Genomic DNA, 15,292 nt, shown 5'->3' with positions numbered 1-15,292 from the left:
AGGAACAGCCCCCGCGCCTAGATCGGCCCAATCTGTCACCCTGGACAGGAAATGATATTTGGATTCAGTGGTTTGAGCTGTTGGATTTGGCGGACACCGGTGTAACCTTGTGTCACCTACAGCAGCGCGAATAAACAGTTTGCGAGAGGAAAAGAGAATGAAAATCGCCTTTATCGGCCTCGGCAATATGGGCGGCGGAATGGCCGCGAACCTCGTGAATGCGGGACACGCGGTCAACGCATTCGACCTGTCCGAAGAGGCGCTTGCCACGGCCAAGTCCAATGGCTGCGCGACTTTCACCGATGCGTCCGAAGCCGTACAGGGTGTCGACGGCGTGGTGACCATGCTGCCCAATGGCGGGATCGTGAAGTCGGTCTATGAAGCCAGCGTCATCGGCAAGGCGCCCGCTGGCGCGGTGTTGCTCGATTGCTCGACGATCGACGTGGCAACCGCGAAAGAGGTCATCGCGACTGCCGAAGCCGCCGGATACGACATGGTCGATGCTCCAGTGTCGGGCGGGATCGCAGCGGCGAATGGCGGCACGCTGACCTTTATGGTCGGCGGCACCGAGAAGGCGTTCAAGCGCGCCGAAGATGTGCTGAAAGCGATGGGCAAGGCGGTGATTCACGCCGGCGATGCGGGCGCGGGACAGACTGCCAAGATCTGCAACAACATGCTGCTCGCGATCAGCATGATCGGGACTGCCGAGGCCATGAAGATGGCCGAGAAACTCGGCCTCGACCCGCAGAAATTCTACGAAATCTCCAGCCAGTCCTCGGGCTATTGCTGGTCCTTGAATGCCTATACGCCCATGCCCGGCATCGGCGTCGAAAGCCCGGCGGACAAGGGTTACCAGGGCGGCTTCGCCACCGGGCTGATGCTCAAGGATTTGCGCCTGGCGATGGAAGCGGCGGAAACCGCCGATGCCTCCACCCCGCTCGGGCGCCACGCCAAGGAGCTCTACGAACGGTTTGCCGAGGAAAATGCCGGGCTCGATTTCTCGGCGATCATCAAGACGCTCTGATTTCGGCCAGCACCCGCGCGAGCCATTCGCGCGGGGCCTTGCGGCGCCCCACATCGGCAACGAATTCCTGCCCGCGCGCCACGCTCTGCAACCGCCCGCCGCGCAGCCAGCGGTCGGCGCGGTCGTGATAGCTGAGCCCACCCCGTTTCAGCCAAGCTGGGCGGTTCCAGAGCGACGGCGGCCCGCCTGCCACGGTCAGCCGCAGGCCGTCGCTGGCATGGCGCGCTTCCTCGCCGGCTCCGGCATAGACGACATCATTGGCGGCGTGCAGCGCGAGGGCATGCGGATGGCCGCGTTCGACCAGATGGCCGGGCACACCGTCGCCGAGCACGGCAATCTCCTCCACTTCGAGATAGCCGAATATGCGGTGATGCGGCTCACCGCCCTCCTCGCGGAACAGGCCGAAGAACAGGAACACATCGCCTACCCCGACGCCCTGATTGGCCAGATGCGTCTGCGCCGCGCCGCACTGGCCGAACAGGCAGGTGCCGTCGGGAAGGAACATCGGATCGTGGTGGCACAAATCCTCCGCACCCAGGCGCCCACGGCTGGCCGCCGCGGCATATGCACCCAGTCCCAGATCGCCATAGGTGGTGCGCGATGCAGCCCCTGCCGGGATCGGCAGGCTCACCGGACGACCAGCGAAGATCGGCGAAGGCCCGCCACCCGCCGCGCTGTCGAAGCCCTTGCGAGAAAAGATGATCCGCATCGGCGTCTCGTGCCGCAACTGCCAGACCGTGACAACCGCGCCATTCGGGCCTATCTGCCCGGCCATGACTGACGAGAACAAGGGCAAGGTCACCGCACTCATCATGGCGGGAAAGCGTTCGGGCGTGCTCGATCCGCTTGCCGAGCGTGCCGGCGTGGCCCAGAAATGCGTGGTTCCGGTCGGCGGCATGCCGATGATCGAGCGCGTGGTGATGAACGTCGCGGCCAGCCCGCGCATCGGCGAAATCCGCGTGGTCGCGCACGAGCCTGACGAGATCGCCGCGATTCCCTCGATCGCCAAGCTGGTCGATGAAGGCCGTGTGGTGTTCAAGCCGGGTGCCTTCAACCTCGTGGACAGCGTTTTCGCCGGAGCCGAGGGCGCAAGCTATCCGATCCTCATCACCACCGCCGACAATTGCCTGTGGCTGCCCGAGGATTTCACCGAATTCGCCGACAAGGCGATCGCCAGCGGCGCCGGTGCGGCCGCCGCATTGGCGCGCAAGGAAGACGTGATCGCCGCCGATCCGCAGGGACAGGCCAAGTTCTATGAATTCTCCGATGGCGGGTATTCGAACTGCAACGCCTACTGGATCGGCAATGCCAAGGCGCTTTCCGCCGCCGAGATCATGCGGGGCGGCGGCCAGTTCGTGAAATTCCCCAGCCGCATCGCCAAGGCTTTCGGCGTGGTCAATCTGATCCGCTTCTTCCTCGGCTGGGGCACGAAGGAAAAGCTGTTCGCTCAAGTATCGCGCCGGTTCGGATTTACGCTCAAGCCGCTGGTGATGAGCCACGGTTACTGTGCGATCGATGTCGATAACGAACGCACTTTCGACGTGACGGAAAAGCTGCTCGTCAAGCGGCTGGCGACTGCCTGATACCCGCAGCGGACCGATGCACCGTCTGATCCGCAATATCGGCTGGCTCCTGACGGGGCGCGGCGTCAATGCCGTGCTGAGCATCGTCTATCTCGCCTTGGCCACGCGGACGCTGGGCCTCGACCATTTCGGCTATTTCGCGATCATTCTGGCGCTCGGCCAGACGGTGACCGGGCTCGCCAATTTCCAGACCTGGCAATTCGTGGTGCGCTGGGGCGTCGGCGAAGACGGCCCCGGCGATGCAACTGGCTTCGCGATCGCGCTCGATATGCTGTCGGTTGCCATCGGCCTGGTGCTGGCGGCTGCGCTGGTCTGGAGCGCCCCTCTATGGCTGCCCCTGCCCGCGGAATTGCTTCCGGTCGCATTCGGCTATTGCGTGGTCGCCCTTCTGTCGATCCGAACCACGCCCACCGGGCTGCTGCGCCTGCGCTTTGCCTATGCAAGGGCTACGGCGGCGGAATCGGTTCAGCCCATGGTGCGCGCAGCAGGCGCCGGGATCGCGGCGGTGGCCATGCCCACGGTCACCGGTTTCGTTCTGGCCTGGGCGGCGGCGGAAATCGCGGTGGCGACGGCGCTGTGGATCGCGGCTTCGAAACAGGAAAAGATCGACCTGTCGCGTATCAGCTTCACCCGCATTCCGCGCGCGCATCCCGGTGCCTGGCGGTTTGTCTGGTCGACGAATATGTCGGGCAGTCTCAATGTCGGATCGAAGCAGGTCCTGATCCTGCTGGTCGGCGCCATAGGCGGCGAAACGGCCGCGGGCGGCTTCCGTGTCGCCAGCCAGTTGGGACAGGCGCTCGTCAGCCTGGCGCAAACCGTATCGAAGGCCATTTACCCGGAGCTGGTTCACGCCCAAGAGACAGCGCATGAGATGGCCCGCCGCATGGCGAACATTGCATTGATTGCCGGGGTGCTCGCGGTTCTGGTAACCCTATTCTTCGGCCGAACCGCCCTTGCCCTGATCGCCGGGCCGGAATTCCGCGTGTTCTGGACGATGGTAATCCTCGCCATTGCCGGGGCGATCGAGCTGGTCGGGGCAAGCCTCGAATCGCTCCTGGTCAGCGCGGGCCGCGCGGGGACGGCCTTTTTCATCCGTGCGATTCCCACGCTCATCGGGCTGGCACTGCTCGATGTGGCCATGGGCTGGAACGGAACCAAAGGCGCGGCCTTCACCGTGCTCGGCTCCTCCGCCCTGTCGGTCATCGGCTTCTGGGTGGCGATCATCTCGCTTTCGCAGATCACCATCACCGTCAAACCGAAGGCCGATCTCCCGCCGAAAGCCTAGGGGATGGCCGAGGACGGGTTGCAGCGATCGGACAAACCGATCCTGCCTTGCTGGTCCAACGCGGCAGAGAGGGGGCGCCAGCCGCGCCCCCTCGCGTCAGACCATGTCGGGATCGTTCCAGGCCAGGATCGGCTTTCTCGCTGCCTGGGTTTCGTCGAGGCGGCGGCGCGGCGCATAATGCGGCGCGGTTTTGAGGCTTTCATCCCCCGACTTGGCGCGTTCGGCAACGCTGCGCAGGGCCATGATAAACTGGTCGAGCGCCGCCTTGCTCTCGGTCTCCGTCGGCTCGACCAGCATCGCGCCATGCACCACCAGCGGGAAATACATGGTCATCGGGTGATAGCCCTCGTCGATCAACGCCTTCGCCAGATCGAGTGTGGAGAGGCCTTCGGCGAAGCCTTTGTCGCTGAACAGCGCCTCGTGCATGCACGGCCCGCTATGGCCAAAGGGCGCATCGAGCACATCCTCAAGGCTGCGCAGCACGTAATTTGCATTGAGCACCGCGTCTTCGGCGACCTGTTTCAACCCGTCGGCGCCGTGGCTGAGCATATAGGCCAGCGCGCGGGTGAACATGCCCATCTGTCCGTGAAAGGCGGTCATGCGACCGAACGCCCTAGTGTGGTCGAACTCGGCCGCGTTCTCTTCTTCGACGAGATGAACCACGCCGTCGCCGTCACGCGCCGTGAATGGCAGCGGGCCATAGGGCGCAAGCGCTTCTGACAGCACCACCGGACCCGAGCCGGGGCCGCCACCGCCATGCGGGGTGGAGAAGGTCTTGTGCAGATTGATGTGCATGGCATCGACGCCGAGATCGCCCGGGCGCACCTTGCCGACGATGGCGTTGAAGTTCGCACCGTCGCAATAGACGAAGCCACCCGCTTCGTGGACCGCATCGGAGATCGCCTTCATGTCAGGCTCGAACAGGCCGCAAGTGTTGGGATTGGTGATCATCACCCCGGCGACATCGGGGCCGAGCCGCGCTTTCAGCGCTTCAAGGTCCACCCGGCCTTCGGGCGTCGCCGGGATGTCCTCGACCTTGTAGCCCGCGAAGGCGGCGGTGGCCGGATTGGTGCCATGCGCGCTTTCGGGCACGAGGATGACCTCGCGCGCATCGCCGCGTGCCTCGAGCGCTGCGCGAATGCACAGAATGCCGCACAGCTCGCCATGCGCGCCCGCCTTGGGGCTCATCGCAACGCCGTGCATGCCGGTCAGATCGATCAGCCAGTGGGCCAGCTCGTTCACCACCTCCAGTGCGCCGCGCACGGTATCGACCGGCTGCAGGGGATGCACATCGGCAAAGCCGGGCATGCGCGCGACTTTCTCGTTGAGGCGCGGATTGTGCTTCATGGTGCACGAGCCCAGCGGGAAGAGGCCGAGGTCGATGGCATAGTTCTGGCGGCTGAGGCGCGTGTAATGACGGATGGTTTCCGGCTCGGAAAGCCCGGGAAGACCGATCGGATCGGTGCGCTCCATTCCCGCAAGGCGCGCCTTGGCCCCCTCCCCGCCGGGGAGGGGAGTGGGGAAGTCGACCCCGGTCGTTTCGGCATGGCCGATCTCGAAGATCAGCGGCTCTTCCAGCATCAGCGCGCGGTTGCCGGTGGCGGTGTCCGGACCGCTCATCGCATTGTGCCCTTCGACCGGGGTGCCGGGCTTCCAGCCCGAGGCGTTGGGCGCGTTCATGCCAGTTCTCCTTCGAGAGCGGAGGCGAGCGTTTCGATATCCTCTTCGCTCGTGGTCTCGGTCACCGCGACGAGCAGGCCGTCCGCGAGTTCGGGATTGTCGGGGAAGAGCCGGCCGAGCGAGACGCCCGCCAGCACGCCCTTATCGGCCAGCGCGCGCACGATCGTGCGGGCATCCGTGCCGAGCCTGATGGTGAATTCGTTGAAGAAGCTGTCGTTGAGCAACGTCACGCCGGGCACCCTGGCCAGTCTGTCGGCGGCAAGGCAGGCGAGACGATGGTTTTCCATTGCCATCTGGCGCAGGCCCTTTTCACCGAGCAGCGTCATGTGAACACTGAAGGCGAGCGCGCAGAGGCCCGAATTGGTGCAGATATTGCTGGTCGCCTTCTCGCGGCGAATGTGCTGCTCGCGGGTTGAAAGCGTGAGCACGAAACCGCGCTTGCCTTCCGCGTCCACCGTCTCGCCGCACAGCCGTCCGGGCATCATGCGAACGTGTTTTGGGTCGCGCACCGCGAAGAGGCCGAGATAGGGGCCGCCGAACTGGAGGCCGACGCCGATCGACTGACCTTCGCCGACGACGATATCCGCGCCGAGTTCACCCGGCGACTTGATCGCGCCCAGCGCCACGGGTTCGGTATTGACCGCAATCAGCAGCGCGCCCTTTTCATGCGCGGCCTCGGCAATACGCGCGAGGTCCGGCAAGCGGCCAAGAATATCGGGATACTGCACCACGACGCAGCTCGTGTTCTCGTCGATCCGGGCGATCAGCCCGTCATCGTCCGGCGCGGGTGCCAGGCTCGGCGGGGCATCGGCGATCTCGTCCTCGGTGAACTTGGCCATGGTGCGCACCACTTCGGCATAGTGCGGATGAAGCGCGCCGGAGAGCACGACTTTGCGTTTCCTGCCGCGCGCCACGCGTCCGGCCATGGCCACCGCTTCCCAGCAGGCGGTCGAGCCGTCATACATCGAAGCATTGGCCACCGCACAGCCATAAAGCCGCGCCACCTGCGTCTGAAACTCGAACAGCATCTGCAGCGTGCCCTGCGCGATTTCCGGTTGGTAGGGCGTGTAGGCGGTCAGGAACTCGCCGCGCTGGATGATGTGATCGACGCTGGCCGGGATGTGATGCTTGTAAGCCCCTGCCCCCAGGAAGAACGCCGCATCGGAAGCCGCGAGGTTTTTCTTCGACAGCCGCCGCATGTGCTTTTCGACAGCCATTTCGCTGGCATGCATCGGCAGGCCCTCGATCGGGCCGGAAAGCCGCGCTTCCTCGGGCACGTCCGAAAACAGCGCATCGATGTCGGGCGCACCGACTTTCTCGAGCATATCCGAACGGTCGGTATCGGTCAGGGGTAGGTAGCGCATTTTAAAATCCCGTCATCCCAGCGAAAGCTGGGATCTGGTGCAGCGAAGTCCGACCAGGCGGACAGCGATCCCAGCTTTCGCTGGGATGACGAATGTTAGAGCCCGTCGCAGAAGCTTTTATAGGCGGCCTCGTCCATCAGCCCTTCGAGCTGCGACTTGTCGCCAATGGTCATGCGGAAAAACCAGCCATCGCTTTCGGGCGCGGTGTTGACCAATGCCGGATCGTCTTCCAGCGCCTCGTTGGCTTCCGTCACTTCGCCGTCGATCGGGGCGTAGACGTCGCTTGCCGCCTTGACGCTTTCGACAACCGCCGCGTCGCCACCCTTGCTAAGCGTGGTGCCCGAACCCGGCAGTTCGACGAAGACGATATCGCCCAGCTGTCCCTGCGCATAATCGGTAATGCCAACGGTGGCCGTGTCGCCCTCGACATCGATCCACTCATGCTCGTCGGTGAAGTATCGGGCCATCTCTCACTTTCCTCTGTGATAGCGGTGGGGGACGAAAGGAAGCTTGGCCACCTTCGTCGGTAATCTCTTGTTACGAACCTCGACTTCGAGTTCGGTTCCCTCTTCGGCGAACCGGGTGTCGACATAGCCCATGGCGATGGGCCGCTCGAGCGTGGGCGAGAAGCCGCCGCTGGTGACACGGCCCACCTGCGTATCGCCGGAATAGATCGAGGCCCCTTCGCGCGCGGGCATACGGCCTTCGATGGCGAGACCGACGCGTTTCCGCGCCGGGCCGCTCTCGAACACCTGCATCACCTTGTCGTGGCCCATCCAGCCGCCTTCCTCGCGGCGGCGCTTGGTCAGCGCGAAGCCAAGATCGGCGGATACAGGATCGGTTTCGGTGGTGATGTCATGGCCATAGAGCGGGAGGCCCGCTTCGAGACGCAGGCTGTCGCGCGCGCCCAGGCCGATCGGGCGCACTTCGATTTCGGCGCAGAGACGGTCGGCAAGGCTTTCGGCGAATTCGGCGGGGACCGAAATTTCGAAACCGTCCTCGCCAGTATAACCGGAACGCGTGATGCGCAGCGGCCATTCGCCGAAATCGTGAACCACGCTTTCCATGAAGACCATGTCGTCGATGACATTGCGCATCACCCGGTTGAGCGCGGTCGCCGCATTCGGCCCCTGCAACGCGATTAGCGCATGGTCGTCCATGTGGGTGAGCGTCACATCGTCATCGAGATGTTCGCGCAAATGGGCGATATCGTCCCATTTGGTCGCGCCGTTGACCACGAGGTAATAGGCCGGTTCGCCCCAATGCCCTTCGGTGCCTTCCTCCTCGTCGCCGTCGATCCAGGGTGTGGCGTTGGTCACCATCAGATCATCGAGGATGCCGCCATCTTGATCGACCAGCAGAGAGTAGCGCACCTTGCCGGGCTTCAGCGAAGCGATCGCGCCGGGCAGCAGCTTTTCAAGCTCCTCGGCGGCCCTTTCCCCGCTGACCAGCAACTGACCCATATGGCTGACGTCGAACAGGCCCGCCTGCTGCCGGGTCCAATTGTGTTCGGCCACAATGCCTTCGAACTGGATCGGCATGTGATAACCCGCGAAGGGCACCATGCGCGCGCCCTTGCGGCGATGCCAGGCATCCAGCGGCAGCGTTTCGATTTCGGCAATCTGGTCTTCGGTATCGTCGCTCAAGTCCCGTCCCTCGCAAGCATGGGTGCGCCCCTTGCCGGTGCGCGCACATAAAACCCATGCCCCCTCTGTCGGGAAACCTGAGAGACTGACGCGCAGATGAGCACGCTTACCCCTTCGGTGGCCCGGTGAACGCCGGGCGCTTTCCAGAGTGTCGATGGCCCGCACGGTCCGTGTAGCCTGAGAGTTTCCGGGGCGGTTGCTCCTTCGGCGCCGGATGGCCGCTGCCACCCGATCTCTCCCGTGCGTGCCTGCCGCAGAATCGCTCCTACAGCCGACGCGGTATGCCCTGCGCGATTGTACGCGCGCGGTCAATCGCGAGTTGAGGTCGAACCCGGTTCGCCCCCGACAAATGACAGCCCGATCATACGAACCATTGCCGTCTCGGTTCGCCGAACCCTGGCTACGGCGTCATCGGTTCGCTCGGGAAAACGCCCTCTGATGGCGCGGGGCAAGCCGCACCTCGGCCCGGACGTGATACGCTCGAAGGGTGTCGCTCCTCAATCGAGATTGGGCCTGAGCCATCTTTCCGCCGTCGCCATGTCCACGCCGCGTCGCCGCGCATAGTCTTCCAACTGGTCGCGCCCGATCCGCGCCACCCCGAAATACTCCGCTTCGGGATGGCCGAAATAGAACCCGCTGACCGCCGCCGTGGGATACATGGCGAAATTTTCGGTCAGCCTGATGCCGGTGTTCGCTTCGGCATCGAGCAGGTCGAACAGGATCGGTTTGAGGCTGTGATCGGGGCAGGCCGGATAGCCCGGCGCCGGGCGAATGCCGCGATACTGCTCCTTGATCAGCGCCTCGTTGGTAAGCTGTTCCTGCGGAGCATAGCCCCACAGATCGGTGCGGACATGCTGGTGCAGCCGCTCGGCGAAGGCTTCGGCGAAGCGATCGGCCAGCGCCTTCAGGAGGATGTCCGAATAATCGTCCTTGTCGTCCTTGAACCGCGCCGAATATGGCTCGAGACCGTGGATGCCGACCGCGAAACCACCGATCCAGTCGCCCGCCGGATCGATGAAATCGGCCAGGCACATATTCGCCCGGTCGCGCGATTTCTTCACCTGCTGACGCAGGAAGGGGAGGACGACGTGCTCTTCGCGATTGACGCGGTGAATGGTCACATCGTCTCCGTCGCGCGCGCAGGGCCAGAATCCTGCCACACCCTTGGCCACCAGCCATTTCTCGGCGACGATCCGGTCGAGCATCGCGTTGGCATCGTCGAACAATTGCCGCGCCGTCTCGCCGACGACATCGTCGGTCAGGATCGCGGGATAATTGCCGTGCAGTTCCCATGCGCGGAAGAACGGCGTCCAGTCGATATAGTCGCGCAGCTCGGCGAGGTCCCAGTCATCGAAGGCATGGACACCGGGCTCGAGCGGGGGCGCAGCCTTGTCGCTGAGATAGGCATCGAAGAAATTTGCCCGCGCTTCATCAAGGCTCAGGAGCACGCTCTGCCCCTTGCCTTCGCGCGCGGCGCGCACCTTCATGTACTCCGCTGCGGTCGTTTCGACGAATTCGTCGCGCTGCGTGTCGGAAAGGAGGCGACTGGCAACCCCTACCGCTCGGCTCGCGTCGAGCACGTGGATCACCGGCCCGTCGTAAGCCGGTTCGATGCGTAGCGCTGTGTGGACCTTGCTGGTGGTCGCCCCACCGATCAGCAAAGGCATGGTCATTTCGGCGCGCTGCATTTCTTCGGCGACCGTCACCATCTCGTCGAGCGAGGGCGTGATGAGGCCGGAAAGCCCGATCATGTCGGCCCCGTTCTCGTTCGCGGCGGCAAGGATGTTCTGCCAGGGCGCCATCACGCCGAGGTCGATTACCTCGTAACCGTTGCACTGCAAAACCACGCCGACGATGTTCTTCCCGATGTCGTGAACGTCGCCCTTGACCGTGGCCATGACGATCTTGCCCTTGGACTGATCGGCCAGGCCCGAAGCTTCCTTCTCGGCTTCGATGAAAGGGATGAGGTGGGCCACGGCCTTTTTCATGACGCGGGCCGATTTCACCACCTGCGGCAGGAACATCTTGCCCGAACCGAACAGGTCGCCGACCACATTCATCCCGTCCATCAGCGGGCCTTCTATGACCTCGATCGGGCGCCCTCCCGATGCCGCAACCAGTTCGCGCGCCTCTTCCGTATCGGCGACGACATGGGCATCGATACCCTTTACCAGCGCATGTTCGAGGCGGCGCTTGACGTCCCAGCCGCGCCACTCCTCGGCCGCCTTTTCGTCCGCAGCGCTCTTGCCCTTGTAGCTCTCGGCAAGCTCGATCAGCCGCTCGGTCGCATCCGCGCGGCGCATCAGGATCACATCCTCGCACGCCTCGCGCAGGGTCGGGTCGATCTGGTCGTAAACGTCGAGCTGGCCCGCATTGACGATGGCCATGTCGAGCCCGGCGGGGATCGCGTGATAGAGAAACACCGAATGCATCGCGCGGCGCACCGTCTCGTTGCCGCGAAAGCTGAAGGAGAGGTTGGACAGGCCGCCCGACGTCTTGGCATGCGGGCAGCGCGCCTTGATCTCGGCCACCGCCTCGATGAAGTCGAGCCCGTAGCGGTCGTGCTCTTCGATACCCGTTGCAACGGCGAAGATATTGGGATCGAAGATGATGTCTTCGGGCGGGAAGCCGATACCTGTCAGAAGCTCGTAGGCGCGGGCGCAGATTTCCACCTTGCGCGCCTTGGTGTCGGCCTGCCCCGTCTCGTCGAAAGCCATGACCACGGCCGCCGCGCCAAAATCCATGCACTTCCGCGCATGGGCGAGGAATTCCTCTTCGCCTTCCTTCATGCTGATCGAATTGACGATGGGTTTGCCGGACACGCATTTCAGCCCGGCTTCGATCACGTCCCATTTGGAACTGTCGATCATCACCGGAACCCGCGCGATATCGGGTTCGGCGGCGATCAGCTTGAGGAAGGTCGTCATCGCCTTTTCGGCGTCGAGCAGGCCTTCGTCCATATTGACGTCGATTATCTGCGCGCCGTTTTCGACCTGATCGCGCGCGACTTCGACGGCGGTTTCGTAATCGTCCGCCATGATGAGCTTCTTGAACCGGGCGGAGCCGGTGACATTGGTGCGTTCCCCGATATTGACGAAACGGGCAGTGGAGAGATCGTTCATGGTGTCAGGTCCGCTCGATGGCGCGCGCCAGCACGACATCGTCATAAAGGATTCCGCCGACATCGAAACGGCGCGTGGCGATCTGCCGGAAACCCTGTTTGGTGTAGAAGGCGATCGCGCGATGATTGTCGTTCTTCACCCCGAGCAGCAGACGTTTTCGGCCCGCCGCCCCGGCCAGCGCCGCATCGAACAGCCGACGGGCGATCCCGCTGCCATGGAAGCGGGACAGGAGGTAGATCTTCTTGAGTTCGATATCGCCGTCGCGCGCGGCTTCGAGTTCGGGCTCGGTAAGCAGGGCGTAACCGATCGGCGCGCGGTCGATTTCCGCCAGCCATGCCCGCGCGCCCGCGGCCAGAAGGTCGCGCAGAAAACCGGGATCATGTGCCCGCTCGCAATGCGCCACCAGCGCATCGCCGCAGATCATTCCTGCGAAGGTCTCGAGAAAGGTCGCATCGGCGACCAGCGACAACCTGCCGGCGTCGTCGGCACAGGCTTCGCGGACCACCGCCCTCGTCGGATCGTGCGCCGTCATGCGGCAAGCGTAAAAGGTTCGAGGCCGGCAAGATGCATGTCGGGAGCGACCTTCGGCACCGCGCGCGGAGAGAGACCTTCGACGGCCGCGGCCATGGCCGCGATATGGGCGGGTGTCGAGCCGCAGCATCCGCCCAGAACATTCACACGGCCATTCTGCGCCCAGACTTTCGTCAGCGCGGCAGTGGTTTCCGGCACCTCGTCATATTCGCCGAGATCGTTCGGCAATCCCGCATTGGGATAGGCCATCAGCCAGGTATCCGCGATGTCGGACAGAAGCTGCACATGCGGCCGAAGCTGTTCCGCGCCGAAACTGCAATTGAGCCCGATCGTCAGCGGTTTCGCATGCCGCACCGTGTACCAGAACGCCTCGACCGTATGACCCGACAGATTACGCCCCGAAAGATCGGTGAGCGTCAACGAAATCATTAGTGGAATCTCGCGGCCGAGCTCGCGCTCGAGCTGCCTGATCGCCATGATCGCGGCCTTGCAATTAAGCGTATCGAACACCGTTTCGATCAGGATGAAATCGGCCCCGCCCTCAACCAGCGCGCGGCACTGTTCGACATAAACCTCCACGATCTCGTCGAAACTCACCTCGCGAAAACCCGGATCCTCGACATCGGGCGAAAGCGACAGCGTCTTGTTGGTCGGCCCCACCGCCCCGGCGACGAAGCGCGGCACACCGTCGGTGCGCGCGTCGACCGCATCGCGAATGATGCGCGCAGCCGCGACGTTGATTTCATGGACCAGCGCCTCGGCGCCGTAATCCGCCTGGCTGATCCGGTTGGCGTTGAAGGTGTTGGTTGCCAGAATATGCGCCCCGGCATCGATATAGCTATCGCAGATTTTGCGGATGACCTGCGGCTGCGTAAGATTGACGAGGTCGTTATTGCCCTTCTGGTCCTGCTCCAGCAAGATGCCGGCGGAATAATCCTCGGGCGAAAGTTTCGCGCGTTGGATCTCGGTTCCGTAAGGCCCGTCCTTGATGAGGATGCCCCGCTTCGCAGCGGATACGAAGTCTTCGCGCTTGGACATTGTCAGACCTTCGGGCGCAGGCCGAGCATATGGCAGATCGCATAGCTCAGCTCGGCGCGGTTGAGAGTGTAGAAATGGAATTGGCGCACCCCGCCCGCATAGAGGCGGCGGCACAATTCCGCGGCGATGGTCGCGCTGACCAGCTTGCGCGCTTCGGGCCGGTCGTCGAGGCCGTCGAACAGCCCTTCCATCCAGTGCGGAATGGCCGTGCCGCACAGGCCCGACATGCGCTGAACAGCGGCGAAGCTGAGCACCGGCATGATGCCGGGCACGATCTCGCCCGCGATCCCCGCTGCCGCAGCCTTGTCGCGAAATTCGAAGAAGCACTGCGGATCGAAGAAAAACTGGGTGATCGCGCGCGTGGCACCGGCATCGAACTTGGCCTTGAGATTATCGATATCGGCCTGCGCATCGGGGGAATCCGGGTGGACTTCGGGATAGGCGGCTACCGAGATTTCGAAGTCGGCGACCTTCTTGAGGCCAGCGATGAGTTCGACGGCATTGGCATAACCGCCTGGATGCGGCGTGTACTTGTTCGCGCCATCGGGCGGATCGCCCCGCAGGGCCACGATGTGACGAATACCTTCGTCCCAATAGTGGCGGGCGACCTCGTCGACTTGTTCGCGCGTGGCCTCGACGCACGTCAGATGCGCTGCGGCGGGGATGTGGGCTTCCTTCTGGATCCGCACGACCTGCTGGTGCGTGCGCTCGCGCGTGGACCCACCCGCGCCATAAGTGACGCTCGCGAAACGTGGCCCCAGAGGCGCCAGGGTTTCGACGCTGTGCCACAGCGTCTCGTTCATCCGCTCGTTCTTGGGCGGGAAGAATTCGAAGCTCACCTCGATATCGCCGGACAGGCCGGAAAACAGCGGCGTTTCGAGCGCGCGCTGGGCCTCGCGCATTTGGTCGATTGTCGGGCTCACGAGGCTGCTTTCCTGTTTTCGGCGCGCCGGTGCGCGATCCATATCTTGACCACCAGTTCTCCATTGCCGAGTGACGTCGGCGTCAGGGCATCGAAACCCGCTTCGCTCAGCAGGCTATCCATCTGACTGTCCTCGAAGCCGAGCCGGGCATGAGCATGCCGGTCGCGCAACTCTTCGCGCTGGTGCGCAGCAAAATCGACGATCGCGATCCGCCCCCCCGGCCGCGTCACGCGCGCTGCCTCGGCCAGCGCTGCTCCGGGATACTGGGCGAAATGCAGCACCTGATGGAACAGGGTAGTATCGAAACTGTCGGGCGCGAACGGCAGGGAGGAAAAATCGCCCTGCACCAGTTCGACCGTCTCGGTCGGCAGGTGCTGCAGCTTGGCGCGCGCGACACGCAGCATGGCCAGGCTCTTGTCGAGCGCCACGATACGCTCGGCACGCGCGGCAAACAGCTCCGCCATGCGCCCGGTACCGGTTCCGATGTCCAGCAAACGGCCGAGCGGACCATCGCCAAGCGCCTCGGCCAACGCACCTTCGACCGCTTCGTCGGAAGAATGGAGGCGACGCAGTTCGTCCCAATCATGCGCGTGTTCGCTGAAATAGGCCTGCGCCTCGCTCTCGCGATGGTGCCGGATTTCGGCAAGCTTGCGGCGATCGCGTTCGCACTCTTCGGCGAATTGGGCGTCGGCCCGCTCGGCTTCCACGAGCAATTCGGCGATCGCCGTGCAGAGCGGTGGCACCTCGACGGCGTTGGCGCAGGCCCGTAGGAAAACCCAACTGCCTTCGCGGCGCCTTTCGGCGAGGCCCGCATCGCACAGGATACCGATATGCCTTGAAACCCTGGGCTGGCTCTGGCCGAGCACTTGCGCGACCTCGCCAACGGCAAGCTCCATCGAGCCCAGCAGGCGCATGATCCTCAGACGCGTGGGGTCGGCAAGGGCACGGAAGATGGTTTCGGTTCGCATTCCAGGTGGAGATATAAAGGTATTTTTATATCTGTAAATCACAGCTCAGCTAAATCGACCCATAGAGATGCTTGGACAATAATCGTGCTCATCCAAACGGGATGTTTACCACTGCGTGCGATGCGGGG

Annotated in this window: 13 protein-coding genes and 1 riboswitch; of the genes, 3 read left to right on the top strand and 10 right to left on the bottom strand. The window is 63.7% G+C overall.

Annotation, left to right across the window (positions count from 1 at the left end; translation table 11 throughout):
• Nucleotides 1–157 precede the first annotated feature (157 nt).
• Nucleotides 158–1,024 (top strand): 3-hydroxyisobutyrate dehydrogenase, encoded by an 867-nt coding sequence (mmsB, locus tag DVR09_RS04760; protein ID WP_115415926.1) that lies wholly within the window; start codon nt 158–160, stop codon nt 1,022–1,024.
• Here mmsB and DVR09_RS04755 read toward each other — a convergent pair.
• The gene (locus DVR09_RS04755; RefSeq protein WP_115417786.1) at nt 1,011–1,733 is read right to left on the bottom strand and encodes an Nmad3 family putative nucleotide modification protein; all 723 of its coding nucleotides are present in this window, start codon (nt 1,731–1,733) and stop codon (nt 1,011–1,013) included. The two genes, mmsB and DVR09_RS04755, sit on opposite strands and share 14 nt — an antisense overlap.
• On the opposite strand from DVR09_RS04755, the gene DVR09_RS04750 reads away from it, so the two are divergent.
• Nucleotides 1,723–2,607, top strand: a complete 885-nt coding sequence (locus tag DVR09_RS04750; RefSeq protein WP_234041559.1) for an NTP transferase domain-containing protein — start codon at nt 1,723–1,725, stop codon at nt 2,605–2,607. The genes DVR09_RS04755 and DVR09_RS04750 overlap by 11 nt on opposite strands.
• 16 nt (nt 2,608–2,623) lie before the next feature.
• Nucleotides 2,624–3,892: a lipopolysaccharide biosynthesis protein gene (locus DVR09_RS04745; protein WP_115415924.1), complete on the top strand. Its 1,269-nt coding sequence runs from the start codon at nt 2,624–2,626 to the stop codon at nt 3,890–3,892.
• 96 nt (nt 3,893–3,988) lie between these two features.
• Here DVR09_RS04745 and gcvPB read toward each other — a convergent pair whose 3' ends face one another.
• The 9 genes from gcvPB to DVR09_RS04700 form a co-directional block, all read right to left on the bottom strand.
• On the bottom strand, nt 3,989–5,572 hold the full coding sequence (gene gcvPB / locus DVR09_RS04740; protein WP_115415923.1) for an aminomethyl-transferring glycine dehydrogenase subunit GcvPB: 1,584 nt from the start codon (nt 5,570–5,572) through the stop codon (nt 3,989–3,991).
• Complete coding sequence (gene gcvPA / locus DVR09_RS04735; protein ID WP_115415922.1) at nt 5,569–6,936, bottom strand: aminomethyl-transferring glycine dehydrogenase subunit GcvPA; 1,368 nt, start codon at nt 6,934–6,936, stop codon at nt 5,569–5,571. The genes gcvPB and gcvPA overlap by 4 nt, the downstream gene beginning before the upstream one ends.
• 95 nt (nt 6,937–7,031) lie before the next feature.
• Nucleotides 7,032–7,403, bottom strand: a complete 372-nt coding sequence (gcvH, locus tag DVR09_RS04730) for a glycine cleavage system protein GcvH (RefSeq protein ID WP_115415921.1) — start codon at nt 7,401–7,403, stop codon at nt 7,032–7,034.
• A gap of 3 nt (nt 7,404–7,406) precedes the next feature.
• The gene (gene gcvT / locus DVR09_RS04725) at nt 7,407–8,582 is read right to left on the bottom strand and encodes a glycine cleavage system aminomethyltransferase GcvT (RefSeq protein ID WP_115415920.1); all 1,176 of its coding nucleotides are present in this window, start codon (nt 8,580–8,582) and stop codon (nt 7,407–7,409) included.
• A 154-nt stretch (nt 8,583–8,736) separates the two neighbouring features.
• Nucleotides 8,737–8,833, bottom strand: a riboswitch (glycine riboswitch).
• Nucleotides 8,834–9,079: 246 nt separating this feature from the next.
• Nucleotides 9,080–11,704, bottom strand: a complete 2,625-nt coding sequence (metH, locus tag DVR09_RS04720; protein WP_115415919.1) for a methionine synthase — start codon at nt 11,702–11,704, stop codon at nt 9,080–9,082.
• A 4-nt stretch (nt 11,705–11,708) separates the two neighbouring features.
• Nucleotides 11,709–12,236, bottom strand: a complete 528-nt coding sequence (locus DVR09_RS04715; protein WP_115415918.1) for a GNAT family N-acetyltransferase — start codon at nt 12,234–12,236, stop codon at nt 11,709–11,711.
• Nucleotides 12,233–13,273: a homocysteine S-methyltransferase family protein gene (locus DVR09_RS04710; protein ID WP_115415917.1), complete on the bottom strand. Its 1,041-nt coding sequence runs from the start codon at nt 13,271–13,273 to the stop codon at nt 12,233–12,235. The genes DVR09_RS04715 and DVR09_RS04710 overlap by 4 nt, the downstream gene beginning before the upstream one ends.
• A gap of 2 nt (nt 13,274–13,275) precedes the next feature.
• Nucleotides 13,276–14,175 (bottom strand): methylenetetrahydrofolate reductase [NAD(P)H], encoded by a 900-nt coding sequence (metF, locus tag DVR09_RS04705; protein WP_115417785.1) that lies wholly within the window; start codon nt 14,173–14,175, stop codon nt 13,276–13,278.
• A 17-nt stretch (nt 14,176–14,192) separates the two neighbouring features.
• On the bottom strand, nt 14,193–15,164 hold the full coding sequence (locus DVR09_RS04700; RefSeq protein WP_115415916.1) for an ArsR/SmtB family transcription factor: 972 nt from the start codon (nt 15,162–15,164) through the stop codon (nt 14,193–14,195).
• Nucleotides 15,165–15,292 lie beyond the last annotated feature (128 nt).

Origin of the sequence: Erythrobacter aureus, assembly GCF_003355455.1 — a bacterium.
Taxonomy (GTDB): Bacteria; Pseudomonadota; Alphaproteobacteria; order Sphingomonadales; family Sphingomonadaceae; genus Qipengyuania; species Qipengyuania aurea.
This window is presented reverse-complemented; position numbering and strand designations above follow the sequence as displayed.